The sequence below is a fragment of the Azospirillum sp. OGB3 genome, assembly GCF_014192915.1.
GTDB lineage: Bacteria > Pseudomonadota > Alphaproteobacteria > Azospirillales > Azospirillaceae > Azospirillum.
The window spans coordinates 227,203-251,804 of sequence record NZ_JACHYN010000004.1; the positions used below are offsets into that span (position 1 = coordinate 227,203).

The window sequence follows — 24,602 nt, forward strand, 5'->3', positions numbered from 1 at the left end:
GATCCCACAAGCATTCCCAACCCTGGCGACCTCCACCAGAACGCCAACGACCGGAGCCATCCATGCCCGACCAGACCATGCCCGCCCCCGCCCTCCAGCCCGCCAACCGGAAGGGCGCCAAGCCGATCAACCTCGCGCTCCAGGGTGGCGGCGCCCACGGTTCCTTCACCTGGGGCGTGATCGACCGCATCCTGGAGGACGGACGCCTGACCATCGACGGCATCGTCGGAACCAGCGCCGGCGCCATGAACTGCGCCGTCACCGCCTATGGCCTTACCATCGGCGGTCCTGAGGGGGGGCGGAGCAAGCTGCGCGAGTTCTGGCGCCGCATCTCCGACGAGGCGAAGAAGGGACCGCTCCAGCCCACCCCGCTCGACAAGATGTTCAGCAAGGGGAACATGGATTTCTCCCCGCTCTGGCAGATGTTCGACGCGCTGTCGCGCATGATGTCGCCGTACGAGCTGAACCCGATGAACATGAACCCGCTGCGCGACGTGCTGTCGGACGTGGTGGACTTCAAGCGGCTGCGCAAGGCGCCGGCCTGCAAAACCTTCATCGCGGCGACCGACGTCTGCGCCGGCCGGCTGAAGGTGTTCGGCCCGAAGGAGATCTCGGTGGAGGCGGTGCTCGCCTCGGCGTGCCTGCCCTTCCTGTTCCAGGCGGTGCAGGTCGGCAACGCCTTCTACTGGGACGGCGGCTATTCCGGCAACCCGCCGCTGTTCCCGCTGATCGACCAGTGCGACAGCCGCGACATCCTGATCGTCCAGATCAACCCGGTTCGCGTGCCGGTGCCGCCGCGCACCGCCCGCGAGATCATGGACCGCGTCAACACGCTCAGCTTCAACTCCAGCATGATGCGCGAGCTGCGCGTCGTCGACTTCGTCTCCAAGCTGATCGACTCCGGCGAGCTGAGCCCGGAAAAGCACAAGAAGATGCACATCCACACCGTCGACGCCGAGGAGGTGGTGGAGAAGCTGGGCGTCACCAGCAAGTTGAACGCTGATTGGGACTTCCTGATGTACATGTTCGAAACGGGCCGCCACAAGGCCGAGGAGTTTCTGGATCAGCATTTCGACCGGATCGGCAAGGAGTCCTCGACCGACATCAGCGCGAAGTTCCTTGCATGACGGGAACACGGACGGGCCGGCGGGGCAGCACCACCGCCTGGGCGGACATCGATCTGCACGCCCTCGGCCGGAACCTGGAACGGCTGCGCCTCGGCCTTCCCCCCGGGCAGGCCGTCTTCGGGGTGGTGAAGGCGGACGCCTACGGTCATGGTGCCGGGCCGGTCGGGCGGGCGCTCCAGCGGTTCGGGATCGACGGGCTGGTGGTCGCCGACATGGGCGAGGGCATCACCCTGCGGCGGGCCGGCGTCACCGCCCCCGTCCTGGTGATCGACCCGCCGCTGCCCAGCCAGCTCCGGTTGCCCGCCCTGCACCGGCTGGGCGCCACCGTGACCAGCACGGCCGAGGCGCGGGCGCTCGCCACCGCCGCCAACCGCGCCGGCCGGACGGTCGACGTGCATGTCCGGGTGGACACCGGCTTCGCCGGCTTCGGGGCGCCGCAGGCGGGCCTGACCGACGTGCTGGCCGCGGTCGCCGCCGCACCGGCGCTGCGGCTGGAGGGTCTCTACACGCACCTGTCCGGCGCCTACGGCCCTTACGAGGACGGCGGCCTGGCGGAGCTGGACCGCTTCGGCGCGGCGGTCGGCGCGGCGCGGGCCGCCGGGTTGCTGCCGCCATTGGTCCATGCGCTGAGCAGCCCGGCCTTCGGCCGGCCCCTGCTGACCGCGGCCGCGGCGCGCATCGGCTGCACGGCGGTGCGCTGCGGCGCCGCCCTGTTCGGCATCCGCATGGCGGATGGCGACCCGCCCCTCCCCCTCGCCCCGGTGATGAGCGTCAAGGCCCGCGTCACCCGCGTGACGGCGCTGGAGCCGGGCGACGTCGCCGATTACGCCGCCGCCAGCGCCGCATCTCGGCGCACGCCGGTGGCGGTTCTGCCCTTCGGCTTCGCCGACGGCCACCATCTGCACCGGCTGGCCGGCGGGGTCCTGCTGATCCGGGGCCGCCCGGCGCCGGTCCTGGGGCGCCCCTTCATGAGCGGCTTGCTGGCCGACGTGACGGACATTCCCGGCGTCCAGCCGGGCGACGAGGCCGTGCTGATCGGGCGGCAGGGCGATCACCGGATCACCACGGAGGACATCGCCGCGCGGTCCGGGCTGCGCCCCAGCGCGGTCCCGCTTCTCGGACCGCGGGTCGTCCGCCGCTACCGGACCAGCGCCACGGGGGAGGAGCAGACGGAATGAGCCCAGCCTTCCCGCCGCCCGGACGTCGAACCCTTCCGGACCAACCGAGAACCGCGGCGATCACCCGCCGCGGCTGGATGGCCGGGGCCGCCGCCGGCCTTGGCGCCCTCTGCTCGTCGCCCGCGCTCCTGGCCGCCCCCCGCCCCTTGCCATCGGCCCGGGACGTGCCGCGGCGCTGGCGTGTCGGCTACGCCGAATCCATGCCCTACGGCAACTACGCCGCGACGCTCGCCGCCATCCTCGGCGAGCTGGAGCGGATGGGCTGGACCGGCGCGCTGACGGGCATGCCCTACCGTCCGGGGCAGACCGACACCGCCGCCCTGTGGTCCTGGCTGGCGACGCACGCCGGCAGCCCGGTTCTCGACTTCGTCGCCGACGCCCACGCCACCAACCTGACCCCCGACGGCACCGCCGCGCTGGTGAGCCGTCTGCGGGACCCGGGCGACATCGACCTGATGATCGTCATGGGAACGGTCGCCGGCGTCGCCCTGGCGACCGACGCCCACCGGGTGCCGGTCCTCACCTTCTCCTGCACCAACCCGGTCGCCGCCGGGATCGTCGCGTCGGAAGCCGACACCGGGCGCGACCATGTGTGGGCGCATCTCGACCCGCGGCGGTTCCAGCGCCAGCTGGCCATTTTCCACAGGACCTTCCGGTTCCAACGTCTGGGCATCGCCTACGACGACAGCCCGACGGGGCGGGCCATCGCCTCCCTGCCCGACATCGAGGCGTCGGCCGAGCGGCTCGGCTTCGCGCTGGTGCGGCGGCACGTCCGCGCGCCGATCGACCACCTCGACCAATACCGCTACGAGGTCGATCTGACCGCCGCCTGGGACGGGCTGTCGCGCGAGGCGGATGCCGTCTACATCACCTACGGGCGCTGGCCGCTGGACCGTTTCTCCTCGCTGGTCCGGCCCTTCCTGAAACGGCGCATCCCGACCTTTTCGCAGCTCGGCCCGGAGGAGGTGGAGCGCGGCGCGCTGATGAGCATCGCCCGCGCCGACATGGCGGGCATCGGCCATTTCGGTGCCGCCACCATCGCCCGCGTCATGGCCGGCGAGCCGTTGCGCCACCTGCCGCAGGTCTATTTCGACACGCCCTCCATCGCCTGGAATGCGGCGACCGCGGCGGCCATCGGCTACCGCATTCCCTTTCCGGCGCTGCTGGCGGCGGACTCACTGCACGGAGTGCTCTAGCCATGGCCTCGTCCGGCGCCGCGCAAGGCCGCTCTGGCCCCCTTCGCGCCTTCCTGGTGTCGGTGCTTCTGGTCGGGGTGACCCTCGCCTTCAGCCTGAGCATCAATCTCGGCTCCTTCCGCCAGAACCACGCGGGCACGCTGATGGCCGCCTTCGCGGTGGTCGGCGGCAAGACCGTCGAGAACGTCCAGGACGCGCTGGGCTACGGCAAGCCGCTGGACGATTTCTACGGGCTCGAGGCGATCCTCGACCAGCTCGCCGCCAACCTGCCCTGGGCGCGGGGAATCGGGGTGGCGGTGGCGGACGGGCGCGTCGTCGCCATCGCCAGGGGTCGGCCCGTGGAGCCGATGCCGGAGGCCACCCTGCGCCGCGCCCGCGCCGAGCTGGAGCGGCGCCCCCACTGGTTCCGGCACGATGCCGACAATGGCACCTACACCCTCTATCTGCCGATCCGCAACCCCGGCGAGGCGGACCAGGACGAGCGGAAAGCGGAGGCTCCCGCCGGCTTCCTGATCATCCAGTCCGACAGCGCCCGGGTCGACGACCGGGTCGAGGAGTTCCGCGACCGCACCCTGCCGCAGCTTCTGTGGACGGGGCTGGGAACGGTCGGCTTCCTCGGCTTGACCGGTCTGGTGATGGCCTTCGGCCTGCGCCGCGCGTCGGAAGGCCGCCGGGTCCGGCTGGAGCGCCTGCGCCGGCTGCTGGCGCTCGGCGCGATGCTGGCCGCCCAGACCGCGGCGGCGGCGGAATGCTACACGCTGATCTCCACCGCGCATCTGGAGGCCGCCGAACAGGCGACCCAGATCGTCGCCCGGATGATCCGCAACGACGTCGAGTCGGTGGTCCGCCGGGGGCTCGACTACGGGGCGCTGGCCGGGGTCGACGGCTATTTCGAGCGCATCCGCGCCAGCATGCCGACCCTGCGGACCATCGAGCTGGCCCTCCCCGGCGTCACCCCGCCGAGCCACGACGCCCGCCACATGATGACCGGCGTTCCCTTCCTGTCGGACATGCCGGACGTGACGCTGCGCTGGCCGCTCGCTCAGGACCGCAGCGGCGAGGCGCGCGAGCTGGTGGCCGTGGTCGACGGCGACCGGGTGGCCGCGCAGCTGACCGAGTTCGGTCTGGACATGGCGACCATCCTCGTCACCTCGCTGCTGTTCATGTTCGAGATGGACCGCGTGCTCGGCGGGCGGACCCGGATGGCCCGCCGCTCGGGCGACGGAAGGGCCGAACCGGCCGGGCCCGCCCTGGGCGTGATCGGCGATTTCGCCGGCTCCATCCGCTTTTCGGCCTTCCTGATGTATTTCGGCGCCTTTCTACCGGTGTCCTTCGTCCCGCTGCTGATGACCAGCTTCGGCGGAGCCCCTTTTCCGCTGCTGTCGCCGTCCCAGATGGCCGCGGCCCCGCTGACGGCGGAGATGCTGTGCGGGGTCGCCGCGGCGCTGGCCGCCGGGCGGCTGACCGGGCGCTTCGGTTGGCGGGCGGTCTCGCTGGCCGGCTTCGCGGCGGCGGCGGCGGGAATGGCGCTGGCCGCCGTGGCGGCGGTGGCCGCCGACCCGCTGCTGTTCGTGCTGGCCCGCGGGCTGAGCGGTGCGGGCGGCATGGCCGGGCTGATCGCCGCGAACGCCCTGATCGGGCGGCTGCGCGGCGTTTGCGATGCCTCCGCTCTGCAATCCGGCCTGTTCGCCGGCATGTATGCCGGGGTGAACTGCGGGGCCGTGTCGGGCGCCCTGCTCTCCACCACCTACGGGCCGGTGACGGTGTTCGCCGGGGGTGCCGTGATTCCGGTTGCCGCGCTGCTCTACACCGCTTTCGGCGTTCCCCGCCTGCCCGGAGCCGTCCCGCCGGGCACGCATTGCGCGCCGGCGGCGGTTCCCACGCCGTGCGGAACGGTTCACCCGCGGCGGCGGCGCATCAAGGTGCCTCTGTTCCTGGCGCTGATCTCCCTGCCCACCGCGGTGGCGGCGATGTTCCTGCCCTTCTATCTGCCGCTGTTCATCGCGGACCTCGGCCTGTCGTCGGCGACGGTGGGCCGCGCCTACCTGCTGCACGGCCTGTGCGTCGTGCTGGCCGGTCCGCTGCTGACCCGCATGGCGGCGCGGCGCCTGCCGATTCCCGGGGTGACGCTGCTGTCCGCGGCGATGATCGCCGGGGCGCTGGCCCTGTTCGGTCTCCAGGCGTCGCTGTGGACGGCCTTCGCGACGGTGTTCCTGATCGGCCTCGCGGAGAGCTTCGGGCTGTCCGCCCAGATCCGCCATGCCGAGCTTCTGGCGGCGCGCGAGGCGCGGCGGCGCGATTCCGTGCTGGCCCTGCACGTCAACACCCGCAAGCTCGGGCAGGCCGCCGGGCCGCTGCTGTTCGGCACGCTGGCCGCCGCCGTCCCGCCGGGCGCCGGCCCGGAGGGGGTGGGAATGATCGGCGGGCTTCTCGCCGGCAGCCTTCTGCTGTTCGCCCTTCTGACGTGGCGGCGGACCGTCCCGCACCGCACCGGGCGGACGCGGGCGGAGGGCGGGCGATGACCGGCCTGCGCTTCGCCCTTCTGCCTTCGGACGCGCTGGGCGCCGTCCTGGAGTTGCAGCGGGAGGCCTGCGGCCCCCTGATGCACCCGCTCACCGAGGCGGAGCTGTCGGAGATGCTGGCCGGACCGCAAAGCGGCCGCGGGGTGGTGCTCGGCGCCCTGACCGACGGTACGCTCGCCGCCTTCCTCGCCGTGCAGTTTCCCGTCCAGGCCGCCCACAATCTGGGCCGCGACTACGGCCTTCCGGACGTGGACCTCGACCGGGCGCTGCACTTCACCGGCATCCTGGTTCATCCCGACCGGCGCGGGCAGGGGCTGCACCGGCGCCTGATCGAAACCGCCGCCCAAGGGGTCCTGCCGGCGGACCGGCACCGCTACTGGTTCGCAACCGTGCGGCCCGAGAACACGGCCAGCGTGCGCGGGATGCTGTCGGTCGGCATGCGCGTCTTCGCGCGCAAGCCCAAGCACGACGGGCACGACCGCCTCCTTTTCGTCCGCGACCTGTCCGCCCAACCCGGCGGCTGAGGCTTCCCTTGTCACCGCTCCTTTGGCCTTCCGGAGATCGCACGATGTCCCAAACGCCGTACCGGATACGCCTGCGCGTGGGAATCGCGCTGGTCTTCCTGCTGACGACGGTGCCGCTGATCGCGGTGATGCTCAGCTACCTCTATCACGAGAACTCCCGCACCGCGCTGGAGGTGGCGTCGCAGTCCATCGCGCGCACCACCCAGACGGTCACCAACGACCTGAACGGGTTGGTCAGTCCGGTGGCCCGCGTCGCCGAGGCGATGGCCGGGTTCGGGCGGATCGACCGGAACGGGCTGCGCCGCATCGAATCGCTGCGCTACTTCTCCGACGCCCTGGCCACCCTGCCGCAGCTCGCCTCCCTCTATGTCGGTTTCGCCGGGGACGGCGCCTTCTTCCAGATGGCGCGGCTGGCCCCCGACGGCGGGCGCTTCGGCCCCGCAGCACCGCCGCCGGGCAGCGCGCTCGCCCTGCGCATGCAGGATTCCAGTTCGGGCCGGTTCGCCGACTCCTATTTCTACCTGCGCTCCTGGGGGCAGGTCACCGGCGTGGAGCGGGCGGAGGCGACGGAGGACCCGCGCACCGCCCCCTGGTACGCGGCGGCGCAGAAGACCGGGGCGGCGGTGATGTCCGACGCCTTCGTCCTGCCGGCGACCCGGCGCCCGGTGGTCACCGTCTCCTACCGGATGGCCACCGACGACGGAGTGCCCATCGGCACCATCGGGGCCGACGTCTCGCTGGACCGGCTGGCGGCCCGGCTCGACGCCCTGCGCATCGGGCCGTCCGGAGCGGTGTTCGTGATCGACGGCACCGGGCGGGTGATCTGCCACAACCGGGCCGACCTGCTGGTCGGCGGCGGCGGCGCGGCGGCGGCGCTCCACACCGCCGCGACCTTCCCCGACCCGGTGCTGGCCGAGGCGGTGGAGCGTCGCAACAGCGGGGCCGGCGACCGCTTCATCGCTCCGCTGGGGCCGCAGGGCCGCGACTACATCGTCGAGTTCGCGACCCTGGCCGACGGGATCGGCGGCGGCTGGACCGTCGGCGTGGCGGTGGAGGTGGACGAGTTCGTCGGTTCGCTGCGCCGCGCCACCTACCGCATCGTCGTGATCGGCGCCGGGCTGCTGGCGGTCTCGGTTCTGCTGCTGCTCTGGCTGTCGCACCGGCTGACCCGCCCAATGCAGGACATCGTGTCGGAGACCAAGCGCATCCGCCATTTCGACCTGACCGGCCGCTTCGCCGTCCGCACCCGCGTGCAGGAGGTGGCGGAGCTGGCCGGCGCCGTGGAGGCCATGAAGGGCGGGCTGCGCCGCTTCGGCGCCTATGTGCCCAAGGCGCTGGTGCGCGACATCATCGTGACCGGCGACGGCGGCGAGCTGGGCGGCGAGACGCGCCCCCTCAGCATCCTGTTCAGCGACATCGCCGGTTTCACCGCGACCAGCGAAGCCATGCCGCCGCAGCAGGTGCTGGACCGGCTGACCACCTATTTCGAGCGGATGACCGCCTGCATCCACGGCCATGGCGGCACCGTGGACAAGTTCATCGGCGACGCCATCATGGCTTTCTGGAACGCGCCGCGCCCCGACCCCGACCATGCGGAGCACGCCTGCCTCGCCGCTCTCGGCTGCCTGTCGGTCAACCGCGCCATCAACGACGCCTGCCTCGCCGCCGGCCTGCCGCCGATGCCGACCCGCTTCGGCCTGCATCTGGGGGAGGTGGTTGTGGGCAACGTCGGCTCCTCCGACCGCATGCAGTACACCGCGCTCGGTTCCCACGTGAACCTCGCCTCCCGCATCGAGGGGCTGAACAAGGTCTACGGCACCAGCATCCTGGTGACCGGGGCGGTCGAGCACGCGGTGCGCGGGCGCTTCCTGTTCCGGCCCGTCGATCTCGCCGTGCCCTCGGGCCTGTCGGCGCCGATCGAGCTGTTCGAGCTGGTCGGCGCGCTCGACCCGCATTCGGCCTTCGCCCGCCCCCCGGAGATCCACGACCTGTGCCGCCAGTGGCACGTCGCCGTCTCGCTCTACCGCGGCCGGCGCTGGTCGGCCGCGCTGGACCTGCTGCGGCCGCTGGCCGGCGAGCCGGAGGTGGCGGCGCTGGCCCGCCTCTACATCGCGCGCTGCGAGCGGCTGATCGCCGACCCGCCCGGCGGCGGCTGGGACCCCGCCGAGCATTTCAAGACCAAGTAGCCAGAAGAGGACGCGATGAAACGCAGATGGACGGCGCGGCTGATGGCCGCCTGCACGGTACTGGCGCTGGCGCTCGCCGCCGCCGGGGTGTCCGCCGAGACGGTCATCAAGCTGGCCCACCCCAACCGCAACGACGCCTTCGACAACACCGCCGGAGCCATGGCGATCGTCTTCAAGAACCATGTGGAGGTGGCGACCGAGAGGCGCGTGCGCGTGGAGATCTTTCCCGAAGGCCAGATGGGCCGCGACGGCGACGCGGTGAAGCTGGTCCGCCAGGGGACCATCCAGTCGGCCATCTCCTCGGTCGGCGGGGTGGCGCCGCTCTACCCGATGCTGGCGGTCATCGACCTGCCCTTCGCCTATTCCTCGGTCGCCAACGCCTACGACGTCTTCGACGGCCCCTTCGGCCACCGGCTGGCCGAGGAGATCCGGCGCAAGGCGGGCGTCGCCGTGCTGGGCTTCGGCGATCCGGGCGGGCTGTTCACCATCACCAACTCCAAGCGCCCGATCCGCCAGCCCGAGGACATGAAGGGGCTGAAGATCCGCACCATGGACCTGGAGACGCACCGCACCATGATCGGCAGCCTGGGCGGCACACCGGTCAACGTCGCCTGGTCGGACCTCTACAACGCGCTGGGCACCGGCGCGGTGGACGGCCAGATGAATCCGGTGCCGATCGTCCGCTTTGCCCGCTTCGACGAGGTGCAGCGCCACCTGACGCTGAGCAACCACCTGTTCCTCCCCTATGTCTGGGTGATGAACGCCAAGTTCCTGGACGACCTCGCCCCCAGCGACCGCGCGGCCGTGATGAACGGCGCCCGGCTGGGCGTCGTCGCCAGCCGCGGCCTCAGCCGCCTGATCGAATCCTCGGACCGCGGCCTGCCGCCGCTGGCGCAGCGCATGGAGGTCCACACGCTGACCCCGCGCGAGGCGGAGGCGTTTCGCAAGATGACCCAGCCCGCGGTGCGGCAGGCCATCGAGCGGCGGTTCGGTGCCGAGGGGGTGGAGATGCTGGCCGCCTTCGAACGGGCGATCCGCGAGGAGCGGATGCCGTAGGCGGCCCAGCCTGGGGTCCGTTCATCCCATGCGCCGGACCGCTCCCCCGGCCAGCGCGCGCAGCCGTCCGGCGCGGCCGTGGCCGATTCCCCCGCCAGCCTCGTCTCCGGGCGCGCTTCCCGCCGCCGCGATGACCGACAGCCGCCGCGCCAGCGCCCATTCCGGCGCGCAGGCCTCCTCGCACAGCGCCCGCATCTCCGCGATGGACGGGCGCCATTTCTGCGTGCGGCGCCAGGTCCGCGCCGCCGCGTCGACCGCCCAGGCCGGGAATTCCCCGAGATCCTCCGCCCAGTCGAGCGCGACCAGATGCTCCACCTCCGGAGCGGTTCCCTTGGCCGGGTAATGGCTGAGCAGGGCCAGGACGCGGGCCAGCAGATGGTCCGGCGATGCCGGGGCCAGGATGGAGCCGGTCAGCTCGTCGAACGCGCGCCGCGCCATCAGGGCGTGCTGGCCGGTCACCCCGTCGGGCGGGCTCCACTCCTCGGTCAGCCCATCGAAACCGCGGTCGCCGAAGCGCGGCCGGCGCTCCACTCGCCCAGCGGCGAGAAGGTTTCTGAGCGGAACCGGAAGCGCCGAGGCCAGAGCCAGCCCGCGCTCGTGGACCGGAGCGGCGGGATCGAAGGGAAGCGGCGGACGGGACGGCAAATGCGTTACGACCGATGGGGTTGGAGCCCCGGGGGGAGTGGATCGCGGCTGCGCGGCCATGGCTTGTCCTCAGCTCCAGATTTTCGGATGGGTTTGCGCACCGTCGTTGGTGCCGTGGCTTGCGGTGAGCTTCGCCGCGGCGGCCATCCAGGCGCCGAGCTTCTGTTCGGGCACGGGCATGGTGGTTGTCGGCCTTGCCGTGGCGGTGCGGCCCGCAGACCGGAGCATCGGCGCCTTGCCGGCGGCGGCGTCCTGGGTCAGCCAGGCTTTCCAGGCGGCTCCGGCATCGCGGTAGCGATAGCCGTGGGCTTGGCAGCGCAAGCGGAACCCTTCGGCGTGACGGTCGAGATCCACCCCGGTGAAGCGGCTTTCGGCCCAGGCGCGGTCCTCGGTATCGGGGGTCCAACCGTCCGGCACCGCCTGGGCGGGTCCGCGCGAAGCGTGCGAGTCCGGAGTCTGTTCGGATTCCGGCTGTTTCTGTCGCACCGGCGCACAAGGGGAGTCGGCGGGGGCGACATCCTTGCCCGGCGGCTGCACAGGGGGGTGGTTGGTCTGGCCGTCTTCGGCGCCGGCCGCCGGAATCGCTCCGTCGCCGGGGGCCAGCCGCAACCGGTATAGGCAGGACAGGCGACCGCCCGAGGCGGAGCGGCGGGCCTCCCTCGCGATCACCCCGGCCTCGGCGAGATGGCCGAGGATGCGGTTGACCGTGCTGCGGCTGCGCTTCAGCGCGGCGGCGAGGGTCGCCTGGGACGGCCAGCATTCGCCGCGGGCGTTGGCGTAGGTCGCCAGCGCCGCCAGCACGGCCAGACCGTCGGCGTCGATGGCGGGGTGGCCGAGCCACCAAGCCGGAATCCGGCCCCACCGGCCGCTGTCGGAGGGCGGACCGGAGTCCGGTGTGTCGTCCAATGCTGTGTCGTCGCGGGGTGTCATGATGCGGTCTCCGCAAGGCAATCGGGACCGGCTCCGCACGGACGGCGGGCCGGTGGCTTTGCGGATCAGGATTCCCAGCAGCGCGCGGCTCTTCAAACCGCGGGCAATCGCTCCATAGCCGGGCATGGAGCGTTAACCCGCGCCGTTGAAGCCCCGGCCCGCGCTCCTGGAGCCTTTGCCCGCTGATATGGAGCGATGGCCCGCGCTTCATCGCCGAATCGGAATCCTGGAGCGGAAACCCGCGCCCCTGGAGCGATAGCCCGCGCCTCCGGAATCTGGCGCATGGAGCCACAGGCCGCGGTTGGCGGGCCCGAACATGGAGCAACAGCCCGCGGTTCGGCGGACGATCCGCCGCCTGCCATGGAGCGATAGCCCGCGGGTATGGAGCGAATGCCCGCACTCGGCCCTCTTCACCCGCCCCTGGTGGTAAGCCGGTGGCGAGCAAGGGATGGAGCTTTTGCTCGCGCTTCCCCGCTCCACCCCCTGGAGTTCCGACTCGCGGGGAGACTCGCGGCCATGGAGCGATAGCCCGCGCTTTGCTCCTCGCCTGGATCTTCGTTGGCACGGAGCGATTCGCATCGGGGGACGGAGTCGCGGACAGAGTCGAAAGATGTCAACGCCATGCCGGGAAAGCGCGGGCTGTTGCTCCATACCCGCGGGCTATCGCTCCATAGGCGCGGGCAAAGGCTCCATACCGAAGGAGGTCGCCCGTCACGAAGCGGTTGTCAGGGCGCGTCCGCCGCCGCATGGTCATAGCCGGGCAAGGAGGGATTGGATGAGCAAGATCGCGACACCCGGCGCTCTGCAACTGGTTCTGTTCGAGCTGGAGGACCGCTCCCAGTCGCACCTGATCGCGCTGTACGATCTGGCGCCGCGCTACGTCTTCGCCTCGCGCGACGGCGGACGGTCCGCGGAGACCGCGCCGGCGAAGGGCAACTTCGTCGCGTCGATCAAGCGCGAGTTCACCTATCACGGCAGCACCTTCCACCTGACCATCCAGCCCGCCCGTCTGACCAAGATGGTCAACCGCGACCAGGTCAGCCGCGACGACGGGGCCGCCCAGGCCGACGGTCAGACCGAGATCGAATACGAGGTCTTCCCCGCCGAGCGCGAGCAGGTGGTGGAGCATGTGGTGCGCCGTCTCGCCATGGACCGCTCGCGCCTGTCGCTGGGCGGCGAGAACCGCGACAAGGTCCAGATGCGCTTCACCCTCTACGAGATTCAGCGCGAACTGAAGGCGGTCGGCCACACCCTGTCGATCCGCGACATCCGCGAATCGCTGACCATCTTGGCGCGCTCGCGCATCATCATCGGCAAGCCGGCGGAGGGCGTGAAGAAGGGCCGCGGGGCCAACCTGCTGGAATCAACGGCCTTTCCGGTGCTGGCCATCCGTTCCCGCCCGGATCTGATCGGCGACGAGGGGGGCGACGAGGAGACCCACCTGCAGTTCAACCCGCTGGTTTCCTCGGCCATCCGGAACCTGGAGTTCAAGCCGGTCAGCTACCAATGGCTGATGCGGCTGAAAAGCCCGGTGTCGCGCTGGCTCTACAACCGTCTCAGCGCCGAGTACGACTATTCGGGGGCGGAGGCGCCGGGTGACCTGGGCGCCAAGGCGATGACCCTGTCGGCGGACGAGATCATCAAGAACAGCGGCATGAATGTGTGGAGCCGCCGCCGCGACACGCTGCGCGCGGTGACCTCCGCGGTGGACGCCCTGGTCGAGGAGGGCATCCTGACCAGCGCGGAGAAGCTCTACGACAAGGTGGGCGCCCGCATCGAGGGGATCACCTACGTGATGCTGCCCAGCGCCAAGTTCCTGGCCCAGGTGCGCAAGGCGCAGGCCGTGGAGAGCGCCAACGTGGCGGCCATGCGGGCGATCACCGGCGACGACCGCCGGCCCACCGATTTCGTGCCGGTCACCCCCGCTGCGACGGTGGAAACCCGCGCCCGCCGCGCCAAGCGGCTGACCGAGGAACCGCCCCGCTTGCCGATGGCCGAGGCCGGCTGACGGGCAACCGGATCAGTCCCGGTCGGCGGCGGCGTTCAGCGCGTCGCGCAAGCTTAGGAGCGCGTCGCGCAGACCGGCGAGGTCGGGCAGCGGGCAGTTCGCTGCCGCCGCGATGTGCTCCGGCAACGCCACCGCCCGCTCGCGCAGCGCCGCACCCTGCGGCGTCAGGTGGATGCGCACCAGCCGCTCGTCCGCCGGGTCGCGCCCGCGGGTGACCAGCCCCTGCCCTTCCATCCGCTTCAACAGCGGGGTCAGCGTGCCGCTGTCGAGCAACAGCCTTTCCCCCAGCGCCTTCATGGTCTGGCCGTCCTGCTCCCAGAGGAGGAGCATGACCAGATACTGCGGGTAGGTCAGCTCCAGCGCCTCCAGCAGCGGACGGTAGACACGCGTCATCGCCAGATTCGCCGAATACAGGGCGAAGCAGGCCTGATTGGCCAGAAGAAGCGGGTTGTCGTTCTCGGTGCTCATCGTTCGGGGGTTCCCAGCCAGGGACGCATCGCGGGCCTGTTGCGCGCGACCCCATAGCGCATGGGGATATGGCACGCAACAGGCCCGCAAGCATGAAACCCTGTTATGCGCCCGTTACGCGATGGCCGTGTTCACCGCGATGTTGCCCTTGGTCGCATGGCTGTAGGGGCAGACCTTGTGGGCGCGGGCCACCAGATCCTCGGCCACCGCCTTGTCCAGCCCAGGCAGCGACACGGTGAGGTCCACCGCGATGCCGAAGCCCTCGCCGTCGTCGCGCGGGCCGATACCGACCTGGGCGGTCACCGTCACGTCCGCCGGAACGGTGATCTTGTCGCGGTTGCCCACGAACTTCATGGCGCCGAGGAAGCAGGCCGAATAGCCGGCGGCGAACAGCTGCTCGGGGTTGGTGGCCCCGCCCTTGCCGCCCAGCTCCTTCGGGGCGGCCAGCGCCACCGACAGCAGGCCGTCGTCGGTCTCCGCCTTGCCGTCACGCCCGCCGGTGGCCGTCGCCTTGGTCGTGTAGAGGATCTTCATTGCATGCACTCCTTCGAACAGATGGATCGTTTCGATCGGGGAAGCGGGTTGCCGCTTGTTGTCGAAGAGGACTATCGCGCAAAATTGAATTGCGCGCAATGTTTCAGGTTATGCGTCATTGGATTGCGCGCAATGCATCGTCGGAATGGCGCCGAGGCACGCGCTTCGCAAGGTCGTGCGGATCAGCGGGCGCGTCGGTAGTTCCAGATGAAGCTGCCGTTGTGGCCGCACCAGTAGCCGCTGGCGGCGCGGTTGGGCTCCAGGTCGGGAATGATGATTTCTCCGCCTTCCTCCGCGACCAGGATCAGGCCGCCGCCCTCCGCGTCGGGGGGGCCGACGAACAGCCGCCCCCGGTCGTCCAGCCGCCCGACGCCGGAAAAGTCGCACACCCAGCGTCCCGCCGTGGGCTCCGCGCCGCTGACGCTGACGGCGACCGTCCCGTCGCGCAGGGCAAGGGCGGTGATGCCGATGAACCCCTTGTGGTCGAAGCGGCCGACATAGCGTGCGATGGGTGACGGCGGTGTGGCCGGGTCGGTGCCGAAGGAGAGGACCGCCACGCGCCCGTCATAAGCGCGGCGCAGGCAGGCAGGGTCGGTGCCGCAGGAATCGCGCTCGCGCAGCCACGCCCGCTGGTCGGCCTTTACGGCGGCCCCGGCGGCGCCCTCCTCCGGGCTGGCGCCCGACAGGCGCTCCAGGGCGGTGCGATAGGTCGCGGCCAGCCGCCCATCCAGAGCGGAGAGCGCCGGATCGGCGCAGATCGCTTTTTCCGTCGGGGTGGTTGCCTTGGCGCAGGGAAAGCCCGCCGCCGTTGCGGCGGTCGGCAGCGCCAGGAGGCCAAGGGCGAGCAGCGCTGGGCGGAGCATGAGAATTCCCCTTCGACGGACACCCCTTCGAGGGGTGGCCCCCGACTTTGCCGCGGCGGCGGAGTGCGGTCAACCCGTCCTCCGGGGATCATCGATCCGCTGTGTTCCTGTCGCGCCGGGAAGGCAGGAAATCCGCGCTTCGCAGCGCTGCATAAGTCTCCACCGTCACAGCGCTGCGATGAACACTTTTAACAGCGCTGCGAAAACTTGTGTCCTTGAAAGATGATGCGCCACTTTATTCTTGTTTGTGCGCTGCATCAAAGTAATGGAAGCCATGCGTTATCGGCGCGTCGTCTTCCGGGATGGTGGTGTCAATATATCCAGGCAGGCAGCACCGCCCTTTCGCCTGGCATCGCGCAGGCCACTTCCGTGGTCAGCCGCCGAGCCCGGCGCCCGAGCGACACCGCCAGAGACATTCCCATCGAACCGCGGCCCTTGATGCCGCCATGAGGACAGCCATGAACGCCGATCGCTTCGCTACCCCCCTGTCGTCCACGGAACTGCGCAACATCCGCCGCCAGGCGGAAGCCCTGCGGGCCGCCTATCTGCGCAGCCTGTTCCGTCGTCTGGTCGCGGCCTTCAGCCGTCCGGGCGCCCCGGCCAACGGCGGCCTGACCGCTGCCCGCTGAGGCACCTCCCGCCGGGAAATCCCCCTGCACGCGGCCGGACCGTCCGGCCGCGGCTTTTTCACCCGCATATGACCAATTTTAGCAAGATTCGTTAAGATTTTGCCGTGTATCATTTCCTAATGATACCCGAAATGGTGGTCTGGGGCGGGCGCAAAAATGCAGGTTGTAATCGTCGATGACGATCCCTCCACGCTGTTCATCACCAGCGCGGTCATCCGGCGGATCGACGACGCGGAGCCCATCGGCATGGGCAGTCCGCTGGACGCACTGGACTGGTTGGCCGGCAACACGCCCGACCTGATCCTGATCGACCATGTGATGCCGGACCTTGACGGCATGGACGTGCTTGAGCGCATCCGCGCCCAGCGGCATCTCGCGGACGTTCCGGTGGTGATGATCACCGCCGATACGTCGGTGAAGCTGCGGGTGGCCGCCCTTGAAAGCGGCTGCACCGACTTCCTGACCAAGCCCATCATCGTTCCGGAACTGCTCGCCCGGGCGCAGAATCTGCTGCGCCTGCGGCTGGGCCAGCGGATGATGCGCGACCAGGCCGCCGTGCTGCGCAGCCGGGTGGAGGAGGCGACCGCCCAGCTCCGCCAGCAGGCGCAGGAGCTGGTGGCCCGCCTCGCCCGCGCCGCGGAGTATCGTGACCCGGAAACCGGCCTGCACATCGAGCGGATGGCGTGCTACTCGCGCGTCATTGCCGAAAGCCTCGGCCTCGACCCGGACGACTGCGCCCGGCTGGCCGAGGCCGCGCCGATGCACGACATCGGCAAGATCGGCATTCCCGACGCCATCCTGCTGAAGCCCGGCCGGCTGACCGACAGCGAGATGCGGGATGACCAATTTTAGCAAGATTCGTTAAGATTTTGCCGTGTATCATTTCCTAATGATACCCGAAATGGTGGTCTGGGGCGGGCGCAAAAATGCAGGTTGTAATCGTCGATGACGATCCCTCCACGCTGTTCATCACCAGCGCGGTCATCCGGCGGATCGACGACGCGGAGCCCATCGGCATGGGCAGTCCGCTGGACGCACTGGACTGGTTGGCCGGCAACACGCCCGACCTGATCCTGATCGACCATGTGATGCCGGACCTTGACGGCATGGACGTGCTTGAGCGCATCCGCGCCCAGCGGCATCTCGCGGACGTTCCGGTGGTGATGATCACCGCCGATACGTCGGTGAAGCTGCGGGTGGCCGCCCTTGAAAGCGGCTGCACCGACTTCCTGACCAAGCCCATCATCGTTCCGGAACTGCTCGCCCGGGCGCAGAATCTGCTGCGCCTGCGGCTGGGCCAGCGGATGATGCGCGACCAGGCCGCCGTGCTGCGCAGCCGGGTGGAGGAGGCGACCGCCCAGCTCCGCCAGCAGGCGCAGGAGCTGGTGGCCCGCCTCGCCCGCGCCGCGGAGTATCGTGACCCGGAAACCGGCCTGCACATCGAGCGGATGGCGTGCTACTCGCGCGTCATTGCCGAAAGCCTCGGCCTCGACCCGGACGACTGCGCCCGGCTGGCCGAGGCCGCGCCGATGCACGACATCGGCAAGATCGGCATTCCCGACGCCATCCTGCTGAAGCCCGGCCGGCTGACCGACAGCGAGATGCGGGTGATGCGCGAGCATCCGGCGATCGGCTACGCCGTGCTGCAGGGCAGCGAGCATCCGCTCATCTGCGAGGCCGCGGAGATCGCGCTCGGCCATCATGAGAAGTACGACGGCACTGGCTATCCCAAGGGCCTGCGGGGCGAGGAAATTCCGCTGGCTTGCCGCATCGTCGCCATCGCCGACGTCTTCGACGCGCTGACCACCGCCCGCCCCTACAAGAGGCCCTGGCCGCTCGACACGGCGAAGGCCTACGTCGTCGAGCGCAGCGGCAGCCATTTCGACCCGGCCTGCGTCGACGCCTTCCTGCGCGCCTGGACGTCGATCCTCGCCATTTACAATGCCCATCCCGACCCGGACTTCACCGGGGCGGACGGCGCCGCATTCCGCTAGACGGGAGGACGCGATGCCGGACACCCCCGCTTCCCTTTCCCTGCCCGAGCACGGCCACCGGGCCTACGCGTTCCGGTCCCGGGCGCTGGTCTCCGGGGTGTGGATGGCCACGCTGCTGCTGACCGCGGCGGCCTGGACCGCGGCTTTCTACCTGACGGAGCGCGACCAGCGCGACGCGCTCCAGCGGGCCGAGCGCGACACCGGCAACCTCGCGCACATCATCGCGGAACAGACCACCCGGGCCATCGCCGGGGCCGACCGCATCCTGTCCTTCATCGGCTATGACCTGTACCGGCTGGGCAGCCAGAGCCCGCTGCTGCGCGACGTCATGCGGAACGCGACGCTGGATTCGGATCTGCTGCTCCAGCTCGCCTACGCGGACGGCAAGGGCGACCTGATCCAGACCAGCGTGGACAACGCCCCGGCCCGGGTGAATCTGGCCGACCGCGAACATTTCCGCGTGCACAAGGAGGGCACGGTCCAAGGGCTGTTCATCAGCCGTCCGGTCTTCGGGCGGGCGTCGGGCAAATGGTCGATCCAGCTCAGCCGCAAGGTCACCGCCCCGGACGGCGGATTCGGCGGGATGATCGTCGCCTCGCTCGACCCCTTCTACTTCGGGCGGACCTTCGACAATCTGGATGTCGGCCATGACGGCGTCATATCCATCATCGGCCGCGACGGCATCCTGCGCGCGCGCAGCGTCATGGACGACCGCATCATCGGACTGGACCTCGGCAAATCGCCGATCCTGCAGGAGGCGCAGGAAAAAACACAAGGCTTCCTGCGCTCGGTCAGTCCAATCGACGGGGTGGTCCGCCTGACCAGCTTCCGGAGCCTCCAGAATTACCCGCTGATCGTCAGCGCGGGCTTCGGCGAGGCGGAGTTCATGGCCGAAACCTGGGCGCGACAGCGGGCCTACTCCGTTGGAGCGGGCCTGACCACCGCCCTGCTGTTCGTCCTGGCCACGCTGGTGACGTTGCAGAGCCGTGCCCAGGAACGCGCGCACGCCACGCTGGACGAGGCGGCGCGGCATCTGCGCGCCAGCAAGACGAAGCTGCGCGACATCGCGGAAACGGCGTCCGACTGGTTCTGGGAAATGGACGCCGACCTCTGTTTCGCCGGCGTATCCGGAGCCTATGCCGGATCGATCAGCGATCCGGATCTGTACAGGGGCCGGCGCTGCGAGGACATCGTCCTGCACGAGGCCGGCGACGGCGCCTATTGGGAGGAGCAGCGCCGCATCCTGGAGGACCGGCAACCCTTCCGTGATTTCGAGTTCGCGGTCCGTGGACCGGACGGCGACACCCGCATCTGGTCGCTCAGCGGCAAGCCGGTCTTCGACGATCAGGGCGCCTTCGCCGGTTACCGGGGCTCCGGCTCCGACGTGACGGAGCGGCGCCGGGCGGAGCGGTCGCTGGCCGACAGCGAGCGGCGCTACCGCGCCATGTTCGCCGCGGTCGGCCAGCCCATCGTCGTCACCGACCAGAACGCCGTGATCACCGGCTTCAACCCGGCGGCTGAGGCCCTGTTCGGTTATCGCGAGGCGGAGATGATCGGGCGGAACGTCAGCGCCCTCATGCCGGAGGCGCACGCCGGCGCCCATGACCGCCTGTTCCGCGATTACCTGTCGAGCGGCCGCGGCAGCCCGAGCGGCATGGTCCGCGAGGTGCCGGTCCGGCGCGCCGACGGCACGCAGGTGCCCACCGAGATCGCCCTGTCCAGCTGGCGGGCTGGGGAGCGGGAACATTTCATCGGCGTCTTCCACGACCTGTCCAAGGCCAAGCAGATCGAGGCCGACCTGCGCCGTGCCCGGGACAGCGCCGAGCACGCCAACCGGATGAAGAGCGAGTTCCTGGCGACCATCAGCCACGAGATACGCACGCCGATGAACGGCGTTCTGGGCACGCTGACCCTGCTGGACGGCGAGGGGCTGGATGCCGAGGAGCGGCGTCTGGCCGGCGTCGCCCGCCGCTCGGCGGAAAGCCTGCTGCGGCTTCTGGACGACATCCTGGACTTCTCCAAGCTGGAAGCCGGGCGCATCGCCATCGAGGAGGAGACCTGCGCCCCCGCCGACCTTGCGGAGGCGGTGATGGCGGTGTTCCAGCCCTCGGCGGCGGACAAGGGGCTGTCCCTGTCCTGCCGCATGCTGCCCACCGTGCCGGAGGCGGTGGTCACCGACCCGGCACGCCTGCGGCAGATCCTGTTCAATCTGGTCGGCAACGCGGTGAAGTTCACCGGCACGGGCCATGTGGCGGTGCGCGCGCGGCGCGGCGCCGACCTGCCGGACGGGCGTTTCCTCCTGGAGTTCGAGGTGGAGGACAGCGGGATCGGCATCGCCGCGGAGTCCATCCCGTCGCTGTTCGACCGCTTCACCCAGGCCGACAGCTCGATCACCCGCCGCTATGGCGGCACCGGTCTGGGGCTGGCGATCTGCAAGGAATTGTGCGGGTTGCTCGGCGGAACGATTTCCGTCACCAGCGCGCCGGGCAAGGGAAGCCTGTTCCGGTTCTCGGTCGCCTGCGCGCCGGGCGATCCGGCGGCGCTGCACCACGCCGTGGAAACCCCGCCGGCTGCCCCCCTGCCCCCCTTGCGGATATTGGCGGTGGACGACAATGCGGTGAACCGGGACATCGTGCGCGGCCTGCTGGTGCGCGGCGGGCACAGCGTGGTCACCGCCGTGGACGGGGACGAGGCGGTGCGGACCGTGGAGCGGGCGGAGGAGCCCTTCGACGTGGTGCTGATGGACATCCAGATGCCCGGCATGGACGGGCTGACCGCCACCCGCCTGATCCGCGCCTTGCCGGTGCCGCGCAACGGAGTGCCGGTGATCGCGCTGACCGCCCACGCCTCGGGCAGTTCTCTTCCGGAATGCATGGTGGCGGGCATGAACGGGTTCGTGCCGAAGCCGCTGCGCCCGGCGGCGCTCGACGCGGCGATCCGCGGGGTCGTCGGCGGCGCCGTTTCCAGGGCGGTTGCCGAAACGTTTCCAGAAACCGCTCCGCTGGCGGAGTTGCTGGACCCCGAACAGGTGGACAGCGTGGCCGAGGCCCTCGGACCTGAGAACTGGTCCGAGGCCGTGCAGGGCTTCGCGCACACCGCACGGGAGCAGGTGGCGCGGATCAGCGCCGCCCTGACCAGCGGCGAGGAGCACCGCCGCGCCGCCCACACGCTGAAGGGGCTGTCCTGGAACGTGGGGGCGAAGCGGCTGGGCGACCTCGCGCTGGCGCTGGAGAAGGCCCCGCCGAACGAGGCCCTGGCCCTGGCCGGCAGCTTGGAGGGCGTGCTGAAGGACAGCGTCAACGCCCTGTCCGAGCCCTTGTTCGAACCCTCGTCCGAGCCGTTGTGAGGCTCGGACGAGGGACCTGGGCCTGTTAGGAGGCCGGCATCTCGCCGGTCACCCAATAGTCCACCCGCTGCTTGTTGCTGGCGATGTAATTGTCGATCGCCTTGTCATAGGAGCTGGCGTCGGCCTCCAGCATGATCTTCTCCAGATCCTCCAGCGGCAGGTACATCCGCGTCAGGAACTCGGCGACCTTGGGGTGTTCCTGGTAGAAGTTCTTGCGGGCCATAACGTGGACGCGCTCCAGTCCGCCCAGAGAGCCCTTCGGGTCCTCCAGGTAGCGCAGCTTCCACTTGGCGAACATCCAGTGCGGGCTCCAGGCGGTGACGGCGATCCAGTCCTCGCGCCGCTCGGCGCGGCCGAGCGCGGCGGTCATCGCCGCACCGCTGGCCGAGACCAGCTCGTAGTCGTTGAGGCCGTAGTCCTTCAGCGCCTTCTCCGACGCCTGCATCAGGCCCGAACCGGGGTCGATGCCCTGGATCTTGCCCTTCAGCTTCTCGCGGATCTCCGGCTTGGCGAGGTCGGCGATGGTCTTCACCTGATCCTCCGGCACATAGTCCGGCACGGCCCAGCCCAGGCGGGCGCGGGTGTAGAGCATGCCCAGCGGCACGATGTCCTTGCCCACCTTGTCCAGGTAGGAGGCGTGGGTGGTCGGCAGCCAGGACATCATCATGAAGTCGAGGTCGCCCTTGGCGAGCCCCTGATACTGCAGGCCGATGTCGGCAAGCACCAGCTCGACCGGCTGATCCAGCCGTTCCTGGATGAGGCGCTGGGCGAGCTTGGTCACCGCCTCGGCGTCGGACCAGGCGGTCCAGCCGATGCGGACCGGCTTTTTGTCCTCCGCGGCAAAACCGGCGGAGGACAGGGCGGTGCTGCCGATCACGGCGGCGACGCCGAGGGCCATCATCTTCAGAAACGTGCGTCTCATGCAGAAAATCCTTTGTTTTGTATGGTTTTGGGGATGGCGGTTCATCCCGCTTCCGTGACTCCGTGCGTGGGAGACAGGTGCGCGTCGTCCTTCGGCTGCGCCGCGCGGCGGCGGCTCAGCAGGGAGCGCAAGGCGGACCGGGGGGAGCGTCCCCCCGCGTCCGGGGTTCCGAAACTCTGGGTGATGCGGTCGAGCAGGATCGCCAGGATCACCACGGCCAGCCCGCCCTCGACGCCGAGGCCGATGTCCAGCCGCTGGATGCCGCGCAGCACCTCGTTGCCGACGCCGCCCGCCCCGATCATCGAGGCGATGACGACCATCGACAGCGACAGCATGATGGTCTGGTTGATGCCCGCCATGATCGACGGCAGCGCGGTCGGCATCTGCACCTTGAAGAGGAGCTGGCGCGGCGTGCAGCCGAAGGCGAGACCGGCCTCGACCAGCTCGTGCGGGACCTGCCGGATGCCCAGGCTGGTCAGGCGGACGACCGGCGGCATGGCGAAGATGATCGTCGCGATGATCCCCGGCACGCGGCCCAGCCCGAACAGCATGGCCGCCGGGATCAGGTAGACGAAGGCCGGCATGGTCTGCATCAGGTCGAGCGCGGGGCGCACCACCGTTTCCACCCGGTCGTTGCGCGCGGCGACGATGCCCAGCGGAACGCCGATGGTCAGGGCGATGGCGGTCGCCGTCAGCACGAGCGCCAGCGTGTCCACCGTCTGATGCCACATGCCCAGCCCGGCGACGACGAACAGCGCGGCCGCGGCGAACAGCGCGAAGCGCCAGCCGTTCCGCCACAGCCCGATCAGCACCACGATGGCGGCCAGCGCCACGCCGGGCAGCGCGGTCAGGGCGGACTGGACGCCGTCGGCGACCGCGCCGACCACGAGGTCGATGCCGTCGAACAGCCATTGCGCGTGGTCCAGGAGGAACATCACGGCGGCGTCGGCCCAATCGCCGATGGGAAGCTTGAACTCCATGGTCAGCGCGTCCGTCCAAGGGTTTCCAGATAGGCGGTCTTGGAGATCGCCCCGACATAGGCGCCCTGCCCATCCACCACCGGCAGCGGGCACGGGGCCGACGCGATGCGCGGCAGCACCTCGTCCATCGGCAGGTCGACGGGCACCGGCTCGATGCCCGGCAGCAGCGCCTCGTCCAGCGTGGCGGAGCCGTTATGCCGCTCGATGGCGGTGACCAGCGTCTCCACCGACACCACGCCGTGGAAACGGCGGCGGCCGTCCTGGACATAACCGAACTCGCGGTCGCGCTCGCGCAGCTGGCGGACGGCGGCGCGCGGGCCTTCGCCGGTGTGGCGGATCAGCGTCACCTGATCGCGCCGGGCGATGTCGCCCGCCGTCAGGATCTTGGTGACGTCGATGTTGCGGAAGAAGGAGCGGACGTAGTCGTTGGCCGGCTGCTTCAGGATCTCGTCCGGGCGCCCGACCTGGATGATCCGGCCGCCTTCCATGATCGCCAGCCGGTCGCCGATGCGGATCGCCTCGTCCAGGTCGTGGCTGATGAAGACGATGGTGCGCTGCCGTTCGGCCTGAAGGCGCAGCAGTTCGTCCTGCATCTCCGTCCGGATCAGCGGGTCGAGGGCCGAGAAGGCCTCGTCCATCAGCAGGACGGAAGGCTCGTTGGCGAGCGCGCGGGCCAGCCCGACGCGCTGCTGCATGCCGCCCGACAGCTCCCGCGGGAAGCTCTCCGCGTAAGCGCCGAGGCCGACCGCGTCCAGCGCCTGCTGTGCCTTGTCGCGACGCGCCTTCAGGCTTTCCCCGGCGATCTCCAGCCCGAAGGCGGCGTTCTCCCACACCCGTAGGTGCGGAAGCAGGGCGAAGGACTGGAACACCATGCCCAGGTCGCGCCGCCGCAGCTCGGTCAGCTCGGCGCGCGACAGCTTGGTGATGTCCCGGCCGTCGATCCGGATCTCGCCCGCGGTCGGGTCGATCAGCCGGTTGAGCATCCGGACCAGCGTCGATTTGCCGGAGCCCGACAGGCCCATGATGACGAAGATTTCACCAGCCTCGACCTCGAAACTGGCGTCGAGGACGCCGACGGTCTGGCCGGTGCGTTTGAAGATCTCTTCTTTGGAAAGACCCGCCTTCAGCAGGTCGAGCGCCTGACGTGGGTGGCGCCCGAAAATCCGGGTGACGCCGTTTACGGCGATTTTCGCGGTCATCCGCTGATGCCTCCGCTCTTGGCAAAATGCGTGTGGTTCCGGAGCCCGAACGGGACCGGTCCGTCTTGCAGCCTTCATTGGAAGCAGGGGGAAGCAGGGGCGCGCCGGGGTGGAGAGGCACGCAAGGCAAGGACTTTCGTCCGCACGCCAGCAATTTTGACAGCCGCGTTGCGACTGCCTCCCGCCAACCACAGGGAAAGTAAAGTTACATGAGAAAACGCAAAAACAGCGAAGACTCATGAAATCGAAGGCCATATGAACAAGAAAACAGATTTATCTATGCATGCATACCGAT

General features: G+C 70.0%; 20 protein-coding genes. 12 read left to right on the forward strand and 8 right to left on the reverse strand.

Annotated features, from left to right (window positions below):
- Positions 1-62 precede the first annotated feature (62 nt).
- From FHW79_RS11265 to FHW79_RS11295, 7 genes are read left to right on the forward strand one after another with little or no spacing between them, the layout of a single operon-like run.
- Positions 63-1,127 (forward strand): patatin-like phospholipase family protein, encoded by a 1,065-nt coding sequence (locus FHW79_RS11265; RefSeq protein WP_183179000.1) that lies wholly within the window; start codon positions 63-65, stop codon positions 1,125-1,127.
- Positions 1,124-2,305, forward strand: a complete 1,182-nt coding sequence (gene alr, locus FHW79_RS11270) for an alanine racemase (RefSeq protein WP_183179001.1) — start codon at positions 1,124-1,126, stop codon at positions 2,303-2,305. The genes FHW79_RS11265 and alr overlap by 4 nt, the downstream gene beginning before the upstream one ends.
- Positions 2,302-3,501 carry an ABC transporter substrate binding protein gene (locus FHW79_RS11275; RefSeq protein ID WP_183179002.1) on the forward strand — a complete coding sequence of 400 codons (1,200 nt, stop codon included), beginning with the start codon at positions 2,302-2,304 and terminating at the stop codon, positions 3,499-3,501. Before alr ends, FHW79_RS11275 begins: the two co-directional genes overlap by 4 nt.
- Before the next feature lie 2 nt (positions 3,502-3,503).
- Entirely contained in the window at positions 3,504-6,023 is a 2,520-nt protein-coding gene (locus FHW79_RS11280; protein ID WP_183179003.1) for an MFS transporter, read from the forward strand.
- Complete coding sequence (locus FHW79_RS11285) at positions 6,020-6,547, forward strand: GNAT family N-acetyltransferase (RefSeq protein ID WP_183179004.1); 528 nt, start codon at positions 6,020-6,022, stop codon at positions 6,545-6,547. Before FHW79_RS11280 ends, FHW79_RS11285 begins: the two co-directional genes overlap by 4 nt.
- A 44-nt stretch (positions 6,548-6,591) precedes the next feature.
- Complete coding sequence (locus FHW79_RS11290; RefSeq protein WP_183179005.1) at positions 6,592-8,733, forward strand: adenylate/guanylate cyclase domain-containing protein; 2,142 nt, start codon at positions 6,592-6,594, stop codon at positions 8,731-8,733.
- Between the two features lie 15 nt (positions 8,734-8,748).
- On the forward strand, positions 8,749-9,789 hold the full coding sequence (locus FHW79_RS11295; protein ID WP_183179006.1) for a DctP family TRAP transporter solute-binding subunit: 1,041 nt from the start codon (positions 8,749-8,751) through the stop codon (positions 9,787-9,789).
- A gap of 21 nt (positions 9,790-9,810) precedes the next feature.
- Here the strand turns inward: FHW79_RS11295 and FHW79_RS11300 are convergent, their stop codons facing one another.
- Both FHW79_RS11300 and FHW79_RS11305 read right to left on the reverse strand, forming a co-directional pair.
- Complete coding sequence (locus FHW79_RS11300; protein ID WP_348984113.1) at positions 9,811-10,434, reverse strand: hypothetical protein; 624 nt, start codon at positions 10,432-10,434, stop codon at positions 9,811-9,813.
- A 69-nt stretch (positions 10,435-10,503) separates the two neighbouring features.
- Positions 10,504-11,364, reverse strand: a complete 861-nt coding sequence (locus FHW79_RS11305; protein ID WP_247884303.1) for a helix-turn-helix domain-containing protein — start codon at positions 11,362-11,364, stop codon at positions 10,504-10,506.
- 775 nt (positions 11,365-12,139) lie between these two features.
- Here FHW79_RS11305 and FHW79_RS11310 point away from each other — a divergent pair.
- Positions 12,140-13,372 carry a plasmid replication protein gene (locus FHW79_RS11310; RefSeq protein ID WP_183179009.1) on the forward strand — a complete coding sequence of 411 codons (1,233 nt, stop codon included), beginning with the start codon at positions 12,140-12,142 and terminating at the stop codon, positions 13,370-13,372.
- Positions 13,373-13,384: 12 nt separating this feature from the next.
- Here the strand turns inward: FHW79_RS11310 and FHW79_RS11315 are convergent, their stop codons facing one another.
- The 3 genes from FHW79_RS11315 to FHW79_RS11325 form a co-directional block, all read right to left on the reverse strand.
- Positions 13,385-13,840: a MarR family transcriptional regulator gene (locus FHW79_RS11315; protein ID WP_183179010.1), complete on the reverse strand. Its 456-nt coding sequence runs from the start codon at positions 13,838-13,840 to the stop codon at positions 13,385-13,387.
- Positions 13,841-13,954: 114 nt separating this feature from the next.
- Positions 13,955-14,374, reverse strand: coding sequence for an organic hydroperoxide resistance protein (locus FHW79_RS11320; protein ID WP_183179011.1), 420 nt, complete (start codon positions 14,372-14,374; stop codon positions 13,955-13,957).
- A gap of 182 nt (positions 14,375-14,556) precedes the next feature.
- Entirely contained in the window at positions 14,557-15,237 is a 681-nt protein-coding gene (locus FHW79_RS11325) for a lysozyme inhibitor LprI family protein (protein WP_183179012.1), read from the reverse strand.
- Positions 15,238-15,695: 458 nt separating this feature from the next.
- Between FHW79_RS11325 and FHW79_RS11330 the strand changes: the two genes are divergently transcribed.
- The 4 genes from FHW79_RS11330 to FHW79_RS11345 all read left to right on the forward strand — a co-directional run bounded on the left by FHW79_RS11330 (position 15,696) and on the right by FHW79_RS11345 (position 21,206).
- Positions 15,696-15,866, forward strand: coding sequence for a hypothetical protein (locus FHW79_RS11330; RefSeq protein ID WP_183179013.1), 171 nt, complete (start codon positions 15,696-15,698; stop codon positions 15,864-15,866).
- Positions 15,867-16,022: 156 nt separating this feature from the next.
- Positions 16,023-16,718 carry a response regulator gene (locus FHW79_RS11335; protein WP_247884304.1) on the forward strand — a complete coding sequence of 232 codons (696 nt, stop codon included), beginning with the start codon at positions 16,023-16,025 and terminating at the stop codon, positions 16,716-16,718.
- A gap of 74 nt (positions 16,719-16,792) precedes the next feature.
- Positions 16,793-17,860 (forward strand): HD domain-containing phosphohydrolase, encoded by a 1,068-nt coding sequence (locus tag FHW79_RS11340; protein ID WP_183179014.1) that lies wholly within the window; start codon positions 16,793-16,795, stop codon positions 17,858-17,860.
- Positions 17,861-17,873: 13 nt separating this feature from the next.
- Positions 17,874-21,206, forward strand: coding sequence for a PAS domain S-box protein (locus FHW79_RS11345; protein ID WP_183179015.1), 3,333 nt, complete (start codon positions 17,874-17,876; stop codon positions 21,204-21,206).
- 25 nt (positions 21,207-21,231) lie between these two features.
- Here FHW79_RS11345 and FHW79_RS11350 read toward each other — a convergent pair whose 3' ends face one another.
- Genes FHW79_RS11350 through proV form a run of 3 tightly spaced genes read right to left on the reverse strand, consistent with a single transcriptional unit; the run spans position 21,232 to position 24,307 of the window.
- Positions 21,232-22,128, reverse strand: a complete 897-nt coding sequence (locus tag FHW79_RS11350; RefSeq protein ID WP_247884305.1) for a glycine betaine ABC transporter substrate-binding protein — start codon at positions 22,126-22,128, stop codon at positions 21,232-21,234.
- Between the two features lie 41 nt (positions 22,129-22,169).
- Complete coding sequence (locus FHW79_RS11355; protein ID WP_183179016.1) at positions 22,170-23,108, reverse strand: proline/glycine betaine ABC transporter permease; 939 nt, start codon at positions 23,106-23,108, stop codon at positions 22,170-22,172.
- 2 nt (positions 23,109-23,110) lie between these two features.
- On the reverse strand, positions 23,111-24,307 hold the full coding sequence (proV, locus tag FHW79_RS11360; RefSeq protein ID WP_183179017.1) for a glycine betaine/L-proline ABC transporter ATP-binding protein ProV: 1,197 nt from the start codon (positions 24,305-24,307) through the stop codon (positions 23,111-23,113).
- Positions 24,308-24,602 lie beyond the last annotated feature (295 nt).

Coding starts and splice junctions, on each gene's coding strand:
- FHW79_RS11265 (WP_183179000.1), top strand. CDS start 63: ATGCCCGACCAGACCATGCCCGCCCCCGCCCTCCAGCCCGCCAACCGG.
- alr (WP_183179001.1), top strand. CDS start 1,124: ATGACGGGAACACGGACGGGCCGGCGGGGCAGCACCACCGCCTGGGCG.
- FHW79_RS11275 (WP_183179002.1), top strand. CDS start 2,302: ATGAGCCCAGCCTTCCCGCCGCCCGGACGTCGAACCCTTCCGGACCAA.
- FHW79_RS11280 (WP_183179003.1), top strand. CDS start 3,504: ATGGCCTCGTCCGGCGCCGCGCAAGGCCGCTCTGGCCCCCTTCGCGCC.
- FHW79_RS11285 (WP_183179004.1), top strand. CDS start 6,020: ATGACCGGCCTGCGCTTCGCCCTTCTGCCTTCGGACGCGCTGGGCGCC.
- FHW79_RS11290 (WP_183179005.1), top strand. CDS start 6,592: ATGTCCCAAACGCCGTACCGGATACGCCTGCGCGTGGGAATCGCGCTG.
- FHW79_RS11295 (WP_183179006.1), top strand. CDS start 8,749: ATGAAACGCAGATGGACGGCGCGGCTGATGGCCGCCTGCACGGTACTG.
- FHW79_RS11305 (WP_247884303.1), bottom strand. CDS start 11,364: ATGACACCCCGCGACGACACAGCATTGGACGACACACCGGACTCCGGT.
- FHW79_RS11310 (WP_183179009.1), top strand. CDS start 12,140: ATGAGCAAGATCGCGACACCCGGCGCTCTGCAACTGGTTCTGTTCGAG.
- FHW79_RS11315 (WP_183179010.1), bottom strand. CDS start 13,840: ATGAGCACCGAGAACGACAACCCGCTTCTTCTGGCCAATCAGGCCTGC.
- FHW79_RS11320 (WP_183179011.1), bottom strand. CDS start 14,374: ATGAAGATCCTCTACACGACCAAGGCGACGGCCACCGGCGGGCGTGAC.
- FHW79_RS11325 (WP_183179012.1), bottom strand. CDS start 15,237: ATGCTCCGCCCAGCGCTGCTCGCCCTTGGCCTCCTGGCGCTGCCGACC.
- FHW79_RS11330 (WP_183179013.1), top strand. CDS start 15,696: ATGAACGCCGATCGCTTCGCTACCCCCCTGTCGTCCACGGAACTGCGC.
- FHW79_RS11335 (WP_247884304.1), top strand. CDS start 16,023: ATGCAGGTTGTAATCGTCGATGACGATCCCTCCACGCTGTTCATCACC.
- FHW79_RS11340 (WP_183179014.1), top strand. CDS start 16,793: ATGCAGGTTGTAATCGTCGATGACGATCCCTCCACGCTGTTCATCACC.
- FHW79_RS11345 (WP_183179015.1), top strand. CDS start 17,874: ATGCCGGACACCCCCGCTTCCCTTTCCCTGCCCGAGCACGGCCACCGG.
- FHW79_RS11350 (WP_247884305.1), bottom strand. CDS start 22,128: ATGAGACGCACGTTTCTGAAGATGATGGCCCTCGGCGTCGCCGCCGTG.
- FHW79_RS11355 (WP_183179016.1), bottom strand. CDS start 23,108: ATGGAGTTCAAGCTTCCCATCGGCGATTGGGCCGACGCCGCCGTGATG.
- proV (WP_183179017.1), bottom strand. CDS start 24,307: ATGACCGCGAAAATCGCCGTAAACGGCGTCACCCGGATTTTCGGGCGC.